Source organism: Methylobacterium sp. Leaf108 (assembly GCF_001423265.1).
GTDB lineage: Bacteria > Pseudomonadota > Alphaproteobacteria > Rhizobiales > Beijerinckiaceae > Methylobacterium.
Map to the genome: position 1 here is coordinate 18,638 of NZ_LMND01000034.1, position 13,174 is coordinate 31,811.

Below are 13,174 nucleotides of genomic sequence, written 5' to 3' on the forward strand. Positions count from 1 at the left end.
ACGACACCATGCCCGCTGCGCCCGGAGGCCCGCGCCTGCTGCTGCGCCGCCTCCGCGAAGCGATGGCGGAGCCGGTCAGCCCCCAGGCTCGCCTGGACCGCATCGTCACCCTGATCGCCGCCAACGTCATCGCCGAGGTCTGCTCGGTCTACGTACTGAGCGACGACAGCACGCTCGAACTCTTCGCCACCGAAGGGCTGAACCGCGAGGCGGTCCACCTCACCCGGATGCGGTCCGACGAGGGCCTCGTCGGCCTCATCGCCAAGACCGCCGAACCGCTGTCACTCTCCGACGCCCAATCCCACCCCTCGTTCTCCTATCGTCCCGAGACGGGCGAGGAAGCCTACCACGCCTTCCTCGGCGTCCCGCTGCTGCGCGCGGGCAATACCCTCGGCGTCCTGGTGGTGCAGAACCGCACCTACCGCGTGTATTCCGAGGAGGAGATCGAGGCGCTCCAGACCACCGCCATGGTGCTCTCGGAGATGATCGCCTCGGGCGAGCTGCAATCCCTGGCGCCGGGAGCCGGATCGTCGGCCCGGCGCGCCGTGAGCCAGCGCGGCGTGGCGCTCGCCGAAGGCATCGGCCTCGGCCACGTGGTGCTGCACGAGCCGCGCATCGTCGTGAAGACCCTCATCGCCGAGAACGTCGAGCGCGAGGTCGAGCGGCTGGAGGAGGCCATCGGCGAGGTCCGCTCGGCCATCGACGACCTCGTGGAGCGCGGCGACGGTATCGGCACCGCCGAATCGCGCGAGGTCCTCGAGACCGTGCGCATGTTCGCCCACGACAAGGGCTGGCTGCGCCGGATGCGCGAGGCCGTGCATTCCGGCCTCACCGCGGAGGCGGCGGTGGAGCGCGTCCAATCCGACAACCGCGCCCGGATGATGCGCCAGAGCGACCCCTACCTGAGGGATCGCCTGCACGACCTCGACGATCTCGCCAACCGGCTGCTGCGCACCCTGATCGGCGACGACGCCTCGGGCGCCCTGCGGGTCCTGCCCGAGAACGCCATCCTGGTGGCGCGCTCGATGGGGCCGGCCGCCCTCCTCGAATACGCGCGCTCCTCCCTGCGCGGCGTGGTGCTGGAGGAAGGCGGGCCGACCAGCCATATCGCCATCGTCGCGCGCGCGCTCGGCATCCCGGCGGTGGGCGAGATCGCCAACGCCACGGCGCTGTGCGACTCGGGCGATGCCATCATCGTCGACGGCGTCCTGGGCGAGATCCAGGTCCGGCCCGGGCCCGAGATCGAGGCGGCCTATGCCGAGATGGTGCGGCTGCGCGCCCGCCGGCAGGAGCAGTACCGGGCGCTGCGCGACGTCCCCGCGGTCACCCGAGACGGGGTCGCCATCGGGTTGCAGCTCAACGCGGGCCTCCTCATCGACCTCTCGCACCTGCAGGAGACGGGGGCCGACGGCATCGGCCTGTTCCGCACCGAACTGCAGTTCATGGTCGCCCAGCGCATGCCCTCGGCGGCCGAGCAGCAGGCCCTCTACGAGGCGGTCTTCGCGGCCACCGGCGACCTACCGGTGACGGTGCGGACCCTCGACATCGGCGGCGACAAGATCCTGCCCTACATGCCCGCCCTCGAGGAGGAGAACCCGGCGCTGGGCTGGCGCGCCATCCGCATCGGCCTCGATCGGCCGGCCCTGCTGCGGGTGCAGCTGCGCGCCCTCCTCAAGGCTGCGGCCGGGCGCCCGTTGAAGATCATGTTCCCGATGGTGGCGACGGTCGACGAGTTCGTCCGCGCCAAGGCCATCGTCGACCGCGAGAAGGCGCACCTGCGCCGGCACGGCCACGCCCTGCCGAGCGAGTGCCGACTCGGCGTCATGGTCGAGGTGCCCTCGCTGCTGTTCCAGATCGACGAGATCGCACAGGTCGCCGACTTCCTGTCGGTGGGCTCGAACGACCTGATGCAGTTCCTGTTCGCCGTGGATCGCGAGAACCGCCGCGTCGCGGATCGCTTCGACACCCTGAGCGTACCGGCCCTGCGCGCCTTCCGCCTCATCGCCGAGCGCGCGGCGGCAGCCGGCTGCCCGGCCACCGTCTGCGGGGAGATCGGCGGGCGGCCGCTGGAGGCCATGGCCCTGATCGGCCTCGGCTTCCGGCACCTCTCGATGTCGCCGGCGGCGATCGGGCCGGTCAAGGCGATGGTTCTGGCCATCGACGCGGCCGCGGTGGCGGCACTGATCGAAGCGGAGATGACCCGCGCCCCCGGCGGGCACACCCTCCGCCCGGCGCTCGCCGCCTTCGCCAAGGCACAGGGCGTGCCTATCTAGACACCGTCGACGGGCCGCCAGCGCGGACCTTGCGGCACCGTCCGCCGGGCCCGTTCCCTTTCCCCCGGATCAAGAGCAACCAGAGGGCGATGACGCCGATTCCTCCCGACCGACTCGATGCCATCCTGACGCGGTACGACATCGTCACCGCGACGCTGAGCGCGGGCTCGGCCGATTCCGAGACCTTCGTGCAGCTCTCGCGCGAACTCTCGGAGCTGGAAGGCGTGGTCGCCGCCATCCGCGCCTACCGCGCCGCCGCCGACAACCTCGCCGGGATCGAGGGGCTGATCGACGAATCGGGCGGCGATGCCGAGATGCGGTCGCTGGCGGCGGCCGAGAAGCCGGAAGCCGAAGAGGCCGTGGAGGCGGCCCATCGGGCGCTGCAGCTCATGCTGCTGCCCAAGGACGCCGCCGACGAGAAGAGCGCGATCCTCGAGATCAGGGCCGGCACCGGCGGCGACGAGGCCGCCCTGTTCGCCGGGGACCTCTTCCGGATGTACGCCAAGTACGCCGACATCAAGGGCTGGAAGGTCGAGGTCATCTCCGAGAACGAGGGCACCGTCGGCGGCTACCGCGAGGTCATCGCCGAGGTGAAGGGCAAGGGCGTGTTCGCCAAGCTCAAGTTCGAGAGCGGCGCCCACCGCGTCCAGCGCGTGCCCGACACCGAGACCCAGGGGCGCATCCACACCTCAGCGGCCACCGTGGCGGTGCTGCCGGAGGCGGAGGAGGTCGACATCGTCGTCAACGACGCCGACCTGAAGATCGACACCATGCGGTCGCAGGGCGCGGGTGGCCAGCACGTGAACAAGACCGAATCGGCGATCCGCATCACCCACCTGCCGAGCGGGATCGTGATCTTCGTCCAGGAGGAGCGCTCGCAGCACAAGAACCGCGCCCGGGCGATGTCGCTGCTGCGGGCCAGGCTCTACGACGCCGAGCGTACCGCCAAGGATGCCGTGCGCGCCGCCGACCGCAAGTCGCAGGTGGGATCGGGCGACCGCTCCGAGCGCATCCGTACCTACAACTTCCCCCAGGCGCGGGTGACCGACCACCGGATCAACCTCACGCTCTACAAGCTCGAAGAGGTTCTGGCCGGCGAAGCCCTCGACGAACTCGTCGATGCCCTGCTCACCGAGCACCAGGCCGAACTCCTGGCCGCAGACGGCATGGCGTGAGCGGCATCCCTCCGCATCTCACGCGCCAGGCCGCCCTGTCGGTCGCGCGGTCCCTGCTCGACCGGGACGGGATCGATGCGGGACCGGAAGACGCCCGCTTTCTCGTGCTCGACGCCCTCGGGCTGACGCAGACCGAGCTTCGCCTCGCACCGGACGCCGCCATCGGCGAGGCGGGCGCAGCGCGCCTCGCGCGCGCGATGGAACGGCGCCTGTCCGGCGAGCCGGTGGCGCGCATCCTGGGCGCCTGGGAGTTCTGGGGACTGCCGTTCCTGCTGTCGCCCGAGACGCTGGTGCCGCGGCCCGATACCGAGACTCTCGTCGAGACCGCCCTGAGGGGGCTCGCCGATCGCGGGCACGCCTTACGCATCCTCGACCTCGGCACCGGCTCGGGCTGCGTCCTGATCGCGCTGCTGAGCGAGTGCCGACACGCCTTCGGCATCGGCGTCGACCGCTCCGCGCACGCCCTCGTCACCGCCTCGGCGAACGCGCGGGCCAACGGTGTCGGCGACCGCTGCGCCTTCGTCGCCGCCTCCTGGTCCGATCCGCTGACCGGCCCCTTCGACGTCATCGTGTCAAACCCGCCGTATATCGCCAGCGCCGTGATTCCGGCCCTGTCCGCATCGGTCCGGGATCACGATCCGGTGCTCGCTCTCGACGGCGGTGTCGACGGGTTGGACGCCTATCGCAGCATCCTCGACGGCATCGCGGCGGGCGATGCGTCCCTGCTCGCGGGCGACGGCGCGCTCCATGTCGAGATCGGTTTCGACCAGGCCCAGGCCGTCGCCGATCTCGGGCGCCGGGCCGGGTTCGAACATGTCCACGTCGTTCGCGATCTGGCGGGGCACGAGCGGGTCGTCAGCCTGTCCGGGTTGCGGACGTGAAGGGGACGAAGGGAGCACCCGTCACGGCGGAATCGCCGTCGCCGGGCCGTTTTGGACGACGGGACGGTCGGCGGGGAAAAAATGCTTGTTGCCCGAACGGCAAACGGCTAGGGTCTCGGGGTAGATCGTTGGGCGGGCTGTTAAGCCGGCACGATGTAGAGACTTCTGCGGTGTGGTCCGTAGCAGCCTTGGGCGATCTCCCCGTGATCAGGCAGACGCGCATCATGGATGCGACAGGGGCTTGATCCCTTACAACCCGACACGCGAAGGGATCCTGCGAAGGAAACCCGTACGCGAGCCAAGCCCCGGTTGACGGACAGACCGCAAGCACGGCGACACATCGGTCGCGGATGGCCTCGGCCATGCGACGGCGGCGACGGGCCTGGGATCGGGATGTCGCTGCGGACCGGAACCGCCCCATCATCAGACGCTTCGATATGAGCGAGGGTCAATCGAGACCGATGAGACCAAACCAGAACAGACGGATGCGCGGCCGCAACCGCCCGAAGGGTCCCAACCCGCTCACCCGGTCCTATGAATCCAATGGGCCCGACGTCAAAATCCGGGGCACCGCCCAGCACATCGCCGACAAATACGCCCAGCTCGCGCGCGATGCGCAGGCGAGCGGCGACCCGGTCGCCGCAGAAAACTATTTCCAGCACGGCGAGCATTATTTCCGCATCATCTCCGGCGCCCAGGAGCAGAACCGGCAACAGGCCGGCGGCTATGCCCGTGGCGCCTACGACGACGACGGCGACGACGGTGACGACGAGGGCCAGAACGGCAGCCCGCAGGGCTATGCCGCCGCCAGCTACGCCGCCAACGGCTATGGCGACGATTACGGCGACCAGCCCCAGCCCTACGAGGGCCGGCAGGAGAACCGTCAAGAGAACCGGCAGGAGGCGCGGCCCGACACGCGTCCTGAGAACCGTCAGGACGCGCCGTCCGACAATCGGCAGAACCGCAACGACCGGCCCGAGCGTCGCGACCGCTTCCAGAACCGCAACGACCGGCCGCAGCGCTTCGACACCCCGCGCTTCGACAACGGACCGCGGGACGGACAGCGCACCGACGCCCCCCGCCAGGACTACGGCCGGCAGGATCAGCCGCGAGCCGACTACGTCCGTCAGGACCGGCCGCGCAACGATCAGCCCCGCGACGGCGCCCGCCAGGACCAGCGGTCGGACTACGTCCGCAACGATCGCCCGCGCCACGATCAGCCCCGCCAGGATTACGCCCGGCAAGACGGCGGCCGGCAAGATGGCCCCCGGCAGGATGCTCCGAGGCAGGACGTGCCGCGCTTCGATCCCGCACAGCAGGAGCAGCCGCGGCAGGAGGCCGTTCGCCAGGAACCGGTTCGTCAGGAGCCCGTCCGTCACGAGCCGGTCCGGCAGGAGGTTCCGCGCAGCGACGAGCCTCGGAACGATGCCGTTCGTCCGGAGACCTCGACACGGAGCCGCCGCCGCCGGGAGGAGCCTGCCAGCCGGCTTCCTCTGGAGGATCAGGCCGCCGCTCTGCCTGCCTTCCTCATGACGCCGCCGCGTCCGCCGGCACCGGTGGAAGCCGCTCCCGAGCCGCAGCCGGTGCCCGGACCGGACGGGGACGACGAGGCACCGCGCGCCGCCGCCAAGCCCCGCCGCCGGCGTCGCCCCCGCTTCGAGGGCGTCGACGGCGCCGAGGCCGGGTCCGGCCCGACCGAGGGCGGCGACACCGAATAAACGGGCTTTACCCGATCACGCACGGCCGCCCCGATCGGGCGGCCGTTTTCGTCTCTCCGTCCTCGCAGATCCAGTTGTCCACCGCATCTTGGCGGTGGCCGAAGGCATTATCCCGTCCAGTCGCGATAGGCGCGGACGCGGTGGACGAGCCGGGTCTTGCGCGACGCCTCGCCGAACGGCGCCAGCGTCCAGTCCCATCGCCGGTCCGGTTCGGGCATGGTGATCCCGAACAACAGGTCCTCGCACGCGACCGCCTGCCCGCCGCGATCCTCCGCGACCTGCTCGACGTCGGTGAGGAGGCATACCCGCGCGGCAAGGCCTGCGAGTCCGTCGAGATGGGCCCTGACGATGCGGGCACCGAGATCTGGTGGAACCCGGCCCCGTGCCTCGAAGGTGTCGAGGGGCAGGATCGCCAGTTGCGACAGCACGTTGGCCGAGATCACGAGATCGACGTCGGGGGAGCGACAGAGATCCGGCAGCGCCGGCGCCAGGTCGCTGCGGCGTCCGAGCAGCCAGTCGATGCTTCCGCTCAGGTCGGCGTCCACCAATCGAACGTGCCGATACCGCCGCGCCCGCCGCCGCGCCGGCCAGGGATGGACGAGATCGACCAGAACGACGGACCGGAAGGCCTCGGCCAGGGCCTCGAGGGGAACGTCGTCGAGGAGGCCCGACCCGAGGACCACCGCCGTGTGACGCCGAGGCAGGCCACCGATGCTCTCGACGACGAAGGCCCGCGACAGGTCGAGGTGGGGCCGCCAGGCGGCGCGGCAGCGACGCGAGCGCGACAGGAGCCAGATGCTGTCGCGCACGTAGCCGAGGCGGCGGACGTCTCTCGCCGCAGGCGTGATCAGGGAGCCGAGCCAGTCCAGCAGCATGTCGGGCGCGCCGCGGCGCCTCAGCGCGGCGTTCGGGGGGCCGCGCCGTGGGCGCCGACGGTCACCACCCGCATGGCGGTCGCCACCGGCATCGCCTGGAAGGCCGCGAAGGCGCCGCGCAGGTCCTCCGGCGACGGAGGCGGCCCGGGTTTCGACAGGAGGAACAGCTTGAAGATCCCCCAGCCGAAGCCGACCGAGCGGACGAGGTAGAGCAGCGGCTCGTAGGCCGTGGCCTCGTAGGCTTGCCTCACCCGATCGACCGACGTTCCCGAAAATCCGGCCAGGGCGTCGAGGCACTCGGTGATGCGGTCTTCCGCGAACCAGGCGGCGATCCGCTTTTCGTCTTCGTCGCAAACGGCAGCGGGGTTCGATCGAACGGGAGCGGGTGGCTTGCGCAGGGCCGGCCAGCACGCTTTCGGGACATCGCTGCGCCGACCGATCGTATCGCGCAGGATGTCGTCCGTCCGCGATCGCGCGACGAGCGTCTCGAACCCCTTGCCGGATAGGCGGGCCCCCTGGTTGGCCGCCACCGCGTGGACGACGGAGCGGTCGCCGCGGGTGACGAGGACGTCACTGACGCGTTCGCTCAGGCTCTTGCGCTTGGCCAGGGCATGCAGGTGATCCTGGCCGCGTTCGGCGGCCAGGATCACGAGATCGTCCTCGTCGAGTCGGGTCGAACGCGACAGGATCGGCGCGGCGACGCTGACCTCGGCATCGTAGGCGAGGTCGCGTACCACGGACCGCGGCGCGTTCGGAATGTCGGCCAGCCGATCCGACAGCGAAGCGCGAGCCTGCGGCCCCACCGTTCCGATCAGGCGGTGGAGAACCACGTCGAAGGCCTCGACCTGGTCGTCGTCGATGCGGTCGGCGACGCCCACGAAGAGATCGGTCACGCGATCGAGCATGCTCTGGCGCGCCGCCCCGTCACCGCCGGCGACGGCCTGTTCGACATCCACGAGGAGCGGATGATTCATGTCCCCTCAGCACCCACCATCGGACCAGCCGCGATCTTGCGGGAAGGAGGTTTAAAAGACCGTCACGCACATCGATGCGCCAGGGCACGTATTGTCGCCGGCTCTCCATTCGCTCCGGGCCAATCCCGTCGTGGGCAGTGCAACATGGTATTGGGAACCAAAGCCGGCCCGCACGACTTGCGCCACCGAGCGATCGGTCGCTCGAAAGTCCGGAGTTCCCGTGTCCACCATCATCCGCATCCTCCTCGCCATTTTCCTGCCGCCCGTCGCCGTGCTGATCACCACCGGCATCGGCCTGCAGTTCTTCCTCAACATCGTGCTGACGATCCTCGGCATCGTCCCGGGGATGGTCCACGCCCTGTGGATCATCATGCGCAAGGATTGATGGCCAGGGGCTCCTGTAGCAGTCGGGAGCCCACTCGCGGCTCGGCCGAGCCGGCGGTGAAAACGGCGGATCGTCGAGCCGGTCAGGACGGCCGAGCCCGCACGGAGTCGCCGCCGAAGACGACCTGACGGCGCATGGCCGGCATGAACAGGGTGTCGAGCATGCGCGGTCGCCCCGCGCTCACCGATTCCAGCGCCTCGCAGTGTTCCGGAGCGAGGACGAGGTCCAGGGCGGCGATGTTGTCGGCCATCTGCTCGACGCGGCCGATGCCCATGAGGGTCGAGGTCACACCCGGCCGCCCCATCACCCAGGCGAGGGCGACACGGGCGGCCGACGTGCCGATTTCGTCGGCGATGCGGCGCACGACCTCGACGATGGCCCAGTTGCGATCGGTGAACAGGCTGTCGCCGAACGGGTTCGCGCCGTCGAGACGCTTGTCGCCGTCATCGCGACCTTGGCCGGACGTCGCCGCGTCCCGCGGCAGTCCGGCCGCCCTCGGAGGCGATGCCTCGACGACGGCGCGGTCGTACTTGCCGGCGAGCAGGCCGTAGGCGAGCGGGCTCCAGGGCATGATCCCCATTCCGAACTCCGAGGCCATCGGCACATGCTCGGCTTCGATATCGCGGTTCACCAGGGCGTAGAAACCCTGCAGCGCGATCGGACCGGGCACGCCCCGCACGGCCGCCAGGGTCGCGAGTTTGGCCGCGAACCACGCCGGGGTGTTCGAGAGGCCCCAGTGGCGGATCCGTCCGGACCGGACGAAGCCGGTCATGGTCTCCAGCACGTCTTCGGCCGGCGTGACCGAATCCCACACATGCAGCCAGAACAGATCGATATGGTCGGTCTTCAGGCGGGATAGGGACCCGTCGAGCGCCGCGTGGAGGTGCTTGGCGCCGCTGCCGCCCGCGAGTCGGCCCTTGCCGGTGGCGAAGCCCGCCTTCGTCGACAGGACGATGCGGTCGCGCAATCCCCGTTCGGCGACGAAGCGCCCGATCATCTCCTCGCTGCGACCGTCCGCATAGACGTCCGCCGTATCGACGACGTTGCCGCCCGCCTCGACGTAGGCGTCGAAGATCGCTCGCGATTCGATCTCGCCCGACCCCCAGCGGGCGGTTCCGAACGTCATGGTCCCGAGGGCCATCGGGCTCACGACGAGGCCCGACCGGCCGAGGGTGCGATAATCGTCCAACGGCATTGAGGTGTTTCCTATCGATCGATACGAAACCCTAGCACTCCTTGCCTCGCCGCGTCCAGGGTTTCATATTGAACGCTATGGAATTTGATGAAGACACTCCGCGTCGGAAGGCCGGTCGGCCGTTGTCGTTTAATCGCGATGCGGCCCTGCACCAGGCGATGCTGCTGTTCTGGCGGCATGGCTACGAGGCGACGTCCCTCAGCGAGCTGACCGCCGCCATGGGCGTGAGGCCACCCAGCATCTACGCCGCCTTCGGCGACAAGAAGGGTTTGTTCCTCGCCGCGGTCGATCGCTACCTGTCGGGCCCCGTCACGCCCGAGACGATCATCGCAGGCGCTTGCTCCGCGCATGCAGCCGCACTCGCCTTGCTCGACGCCTCGGTGATCGGCTTCACGGGAACGCAGACGCCGCCCGGCTGCCTGCTCGCCAGCGCCACGATCAGTTGCTCGGCAGAGGCTGCCGACGTTCAGCGAGCGCTCACGGCGATCCGCCAGCGCATCGAGGCCCAACTGAGGGAGCGCATCCTGCACGGGATGGACGCGGGCGAGATGCCGCCGGAAACGGACGCGGACGCCCTGGCGGGGCATGTGATGGCCGTCATCCAGGGGTTGTCGACCCTCGCGCGCGACGGCGCGGCGCGCGACAAGCTCCAGCGTATCGCCGCTTCCGCGATGCGGGCGTGGCCCGAGCCGGCCTGAGCGGCCATCCTTCAGGTGGTGGTAGCCAGCGCGGCCAGTGCGGCAGGCAAGGCGCCCATGAGGCGGAACGCCTCGCGTGCATTTTCCTCGGCCAATCTCTTCACGAGGCCGGCGCGTCCTCCGAACTGAAACCCGAGCTGGCTGACATAGGCGGAACAGGCGCTCTCCTTGGCCGCCTCGGCCTCGGGCGCAAAGCCGATCGTCACCGATTCCAGCCGTGAGACGCTCTCGGCGAACGGCTCCTTCGGCGTCTCATGACGCACGGTATAGGGAAAGTCGCGCCACCACAGGATCGGTGTGCCGGCTCCGCGCTGCGAGACGTTCGCCTGCAGGGCAAGGATCACCTGGAGATGGTCGACATGCCCGCCGATGCCCTGTGGCGCCAGGATGAGGTCGGCAGCCGTCTCGGCGATCAGGTCCCCCAAGGCCGGGCGCAGGTCGTCGACGATGGCATCGTCGGCCCGCAGGCCGGCGAAGAGCTGCGGCGCACTGCCGTAACCGCGGTGCGGCGCCTCGCGAAAGCCGAGGTGGAGCGGGCGCGCGACACCGAGGGCCGTGGCTGCCGCTGCGTCCTCGGCTCGCCTGAGCGCCATGTAGTCGACGTCGGGTCCGAGGCCCTTGTCGGTCTGGCAGGCCAGGGCGAACCCCTTCGGATCGGCCACCGAGCCGGTGAAGACCGTCGCCATCACGACCGTCCAGCCCGACGCCGCGAGGGTCGCGAGCGTGCCGCCGCAGGAGAAGGCGGCATCGTCGAGATGCGGGGACAGGGCGAGCGCGGTCGGCATCGCTACAGCAGGTGCGGTTCGGCGCGGAAACGGCAGGACGGATCGTGCGGCAATGTCTCCTGGAAGGCAGGATCGGGAAGCTCGCCGGCGATCTCGTCGTAGACCGCCATGATCCGGCGGCCGACGCTGTGCCACGAGTAGACCCGACGGCATTCGGAGAGGCCGTCCCTGGCGAGACGCCGCCGCAGGTCGTCGTCGACCACCACCCGCGTCAGGGCCACGGCGAGGGCCGGTACGTCGCCCGGCTGCACCAGGAGACCGTTCTCCTCGTCCCGCAGGCAGTCGGACACCCCGACCGAATGGGTCGAGACCACGGCGAGCCCGGCTGCCATCGCCTCGAGGATGGTGTTGGAGAAACCCTCCGCATAGGTCGGCGACACGAAGACATCGGCCTGCGCGTAGAGGGCAGGCACGGTGTCGTAATCCGCGTAGCCGGTGAAGCGGGTCTCGGCCTCTCCCAGGCCGCGCTCGGCGGCCAGGTCCTTCGAGGCCTCAACGTCCGGCCCGATGCCCGAGACGATCGCCTCGAACGGCGTACCGGCGTCGCGCATCCTCGCCAACGCCTCGATGAAGTCGAGCACACCTTTCCGACGGTCGACCCGTCCATGGTAAAACAGGCGGATCGGACCGGGCGCGCGCGTCTCGACGGGGGTGAAGCGGGCCGTATCGACCGCGCCGGGCACGATCGTGAAGCGATCCGGATCGGCACCGAGCCGGTCGCAGACCTCCCCGACGAAGGAGGCGCCGCCGATGAGCAGGGCGTTGGCGTGCGCGAGCACCGCGCACATCGCGACCCGATGGGTCTCGCAGCAGGAGCCGACCCAATGGCCGTCTCCGCCCTGGATCGAGACGACGGTGGGGAGGCCGATTGTCTTGGCCGCGATCAGGGTCGCCCAGCCGGTGGGGTAGCCGTATTGCGCATGCAGGACGTCGAAGGGCGAGCGCGCATGCTCGGCCACGATGGTCTCGACCATCGTCGCGATGTCGCGCTCGAAGTCGCCGTTCGTCTGCTCGCCGATCTGTTCGAGCCCGATGACGCGCACGCCGGGCACCGCCGGCGGCGGGCCGCCGCCATAGACGCGGGTGCCGAAGGCGTCGCCACGGTACTGGCTGATCATCGTCACGTCGTGACCGGCGCCCACGAGTTCGCGCAGCAGGTTCTGCGCATAGACGCTCATGCCCGAGATCGCGGGAAAATAGCGCCGGCTGACGAAGCAGATCCTCATGCGCGACCGCTCCGCGATGCGCACGAATGGCGAATGGCGAATGGCGAATGGATCGCCCACCTGCTCGTCCGTTTCCTAGCCATTCGCCATTCGCCATTCGCCGATGTCATGCATGCCTCCGGGCTTCGCGCAGATAGGCCAAAGCCTGGGGGATCATCACGTCGGCGCGGTGGCTCTCGCGGGAGAGTTCGACGCAGATCAGCTTGCCGAAGGAGATCGATTCCAGGGCGGTGAGGACGCCGCCGACGTCCATATCGCCCTCCCCGAACGGCAGGTGGACGTGGACGCCCCGCGCCATGTCCTCGATCGCCACCGTGCCGATGCGCTCGGCGAACTCGGCGATCGCCGCAGCCGGCTCGCGCTCCTGCGTCACCAGGCAGTGACCAGTATCGAGGGCGAGACGCAGGCCCTCGATGTCGAGCCGCGCGAAATCGTCCAGGGTCTCGATCAGCATGCCCGGTTCCGGTTCGAGGCAGGGCACGACGCCCTGCGCATCGGCGTAGGCGACGACATCCGCCACGCCGTCCCGCAGCCAGCCCATCGCGTCCGCGGAATCGACGCCGGCCTTCGGCACGCCGGCCCAGAACGAGACCGCCTCGGACCGGAGGATGGCGGCGATGTCGATCGCCCGCTTGAGAAACCCGATCCGCCGCAGCCGCGCGGAAGCGTCGGCCGTCACCAGGGTCGGCTCGTGCTTGGCCTTCGGATCGAGGAGGAAGCGCGCGCCGGTCTCGATCACCGATGCGAGCCCGAGCCGCTGGAGCCGGCTCGAGACCCGCTCGGTCTCCTGCACCCAGCCCTCCGCGAAGGGATCGAGGTGATGGATGTCCAGGGTGATGGCGACACCGTCGTAGCCGGCGTCCGCGATCAGGTCGATGGCATCGTCGAGGCGGTGGTTGGCCGCGCCGTTGGTGTTGTAGGCGAAACGAAGCGTCATGCGACGATCCTCTCACGGCACCGCCACGTCCGGCCTTCTCCTGTCTGTGAGA

12 protein-coding genes are annotated in these 13,174 nt (G+C 69.8%); 6 read left to right on the plus strand and 6 right to left on the minus strand.

The genetic code is table 11. The features are described from left to right. The first annotated feature begins 8 nt into the window (after positions 1–8). The 4 genes from ptsP to ASF39_RS18125 all read left to right on the plus strand — a co-directional run bounded on the left by ptsP (position 9) and on the right by ASF39_RS18125 (position 6,047). Positions 9–2,273: a phosphoenolpyruvate--protein phosphotransferase gene (gene ptsP, locus ASF39_RS18110; RefSeq protein ID WP_055889563.1), complete on the plus strand. Its 2,265-nt coding sequence runs from the start codon at positions 9–11 to the stop codon at positions 2,271–2,273. Positions 2,274–2,362: 89 nt separating this feature from the next. Then, complete coding sequence (prfA, locus tag ASF39_RS18115; RefSeq protein ID WP_056286532.1) at positions 2,363–3,448, plus strand: peptide chain release factor 1; 1,086 nt, start codon at positions 2,363–2,365, stop codon at positions 3,446–3,448. A 35-nt stretch (positions 3,449–3,483) separates the two neighbouring features. Further along, complete coding sequence (gene prmC / locus ASF39_RS18120) at positions 3,484–4,329, plus strand: peptide chain release factor N(5)-glutamine methyltransferase (protein ID WP_244472470.1); 846 nt, start codon at positions 3,484–3,486, stop codon at positions 4,327–4,329. 485 nt (positions 4,330–4,814) lie between these two features. Beyond that, a complete protein-coding gene (locus tag ASF39_RS18125) occupies positions 4,815–6,047 on the plus strand; it encodes a DUF4167 domain-containing protein (RefSeq protein ID WP_056286535.1) in 1,233 nt (410 codons plus the stop codon). 107 nt (positions 6,048–6,154) lie between these two features. Here the strand turns inward: ASF39_RS18125 and ASF39_RS18130 are convergent, their stop codons facing one another. Then, positions 6,155–6,922: a hypothetical protein gene (locus ASF39_RS18130; protein WP_056286540.1), complete on the minus strand. Its 768-nt coding sequence runs from the start codon at positions 6,920–6,922 to the stop codon at positions 6,155–6,157. Positions 6,923–6,942: 20 nt separating this feature from the next. Beyond that, on the minus strand, positions 6,943–7,896 hold the full coding sequence (locus ASF39_RS18135) for a DUF2336 domain-containing protein (protein ID WP_056286543.1): 954 nt from the start codon (positions 7,894–7,896) through the stop codon (positions 6,943–6,945). A gap of 220 nt (positions 7,897–8,116) precedes the next feature. Between ASF39_RS18135 and ASF39_RS20830 the strand changes: the two genes are divergently transcribed. Continuing rightward, positions 8,117–8,281, plus strand: a complete 165-nt coding sequence (locus ASF39_RS20830; RefSeq protein WP_082494664.1) for a YqaE/Pmp3 family membrane protein — start codon at positions 8,117–8,119, stop codon at positions 8,279–8,281. 82 nt (positions 8,282–8,363) lie between these two features. Here ASF39_RS20830 and ASF39_RS18140 read toward each other — a convergent pair whose 3' ends face one another. Further along, complete coding sequence (locus ASF39_RS18140; RefSeq protein ID WP_056286546.1) at positions 8,364–9,476, minus strand: aldo/keto reductase; 1,113 nt, start codon at positions 9,474–9,476, stop codon at positions 8,364–8,366. Between the two features lie 77 nt (positions 9,477–9,553). On the opposite strand from ASF39_RS18140, the gene ASF39_RS18145 reads away from it, so the two are divergent. Continuing rightward, the gene (locus ASF39_RS18145; RefSeq protein WP_056286549.1) at positions 9,554–10,174 is read left to right on the plus strand and encodes a TetR/AcrR family transcriptional regulator; all 621 of its coding nucleotides are present in this window, start codon (positions 9,554–9,556) and stop codon (positions 10,172–10,174) included. A gap of 11 nt (positions 10,175–10,185) precedes the next feature. On the opposite strand, the gene ASF39_RS18150 is transcribed toward ASF39_RS18145, so the two are convergent. From ASF39_RS18150 to ASF39_RS18160, 3 genes are all read right to left on the minus strand, one after another. Next, entirely contained in the window at positions 10,186–10,959 is a 774-nt protein-coding gene (locus tag ASF39_RS18150; protein WP_056286552.1) for a PIG-L family deacetylase, read from the minus strand. 2 nt (positions 10,960–10,961) lie between these two features. Next, positions 10,962–12,185 (minus strand): glycosyltransferase family 4 protein, encoded by a 1,224-nt coding sequence (locus tag ASF39_RS18155; protein WP_056286732.1) that lies wholly within the window; start codon positions 12,183–12,185, stop codon positions 10,962–10,964. 106 nt (positions 12,186–12,291) lie between these two features. Continuing rightward, positions 12,292–13,122 carry a sugar phosphate isomerase/epimerase family protein gene (locus ASF39_RS18160; protein WP_056286556.1) on the minus strand — a complete coding sequence of 277 codons (831 nt, stop codon included), beginning with the start codon at positions 13,120–13,122 and terminating at the stop codon, positions 12,292–12,294. Positions 13,123–13,174 lie beyond the last annotated feature (52 nt).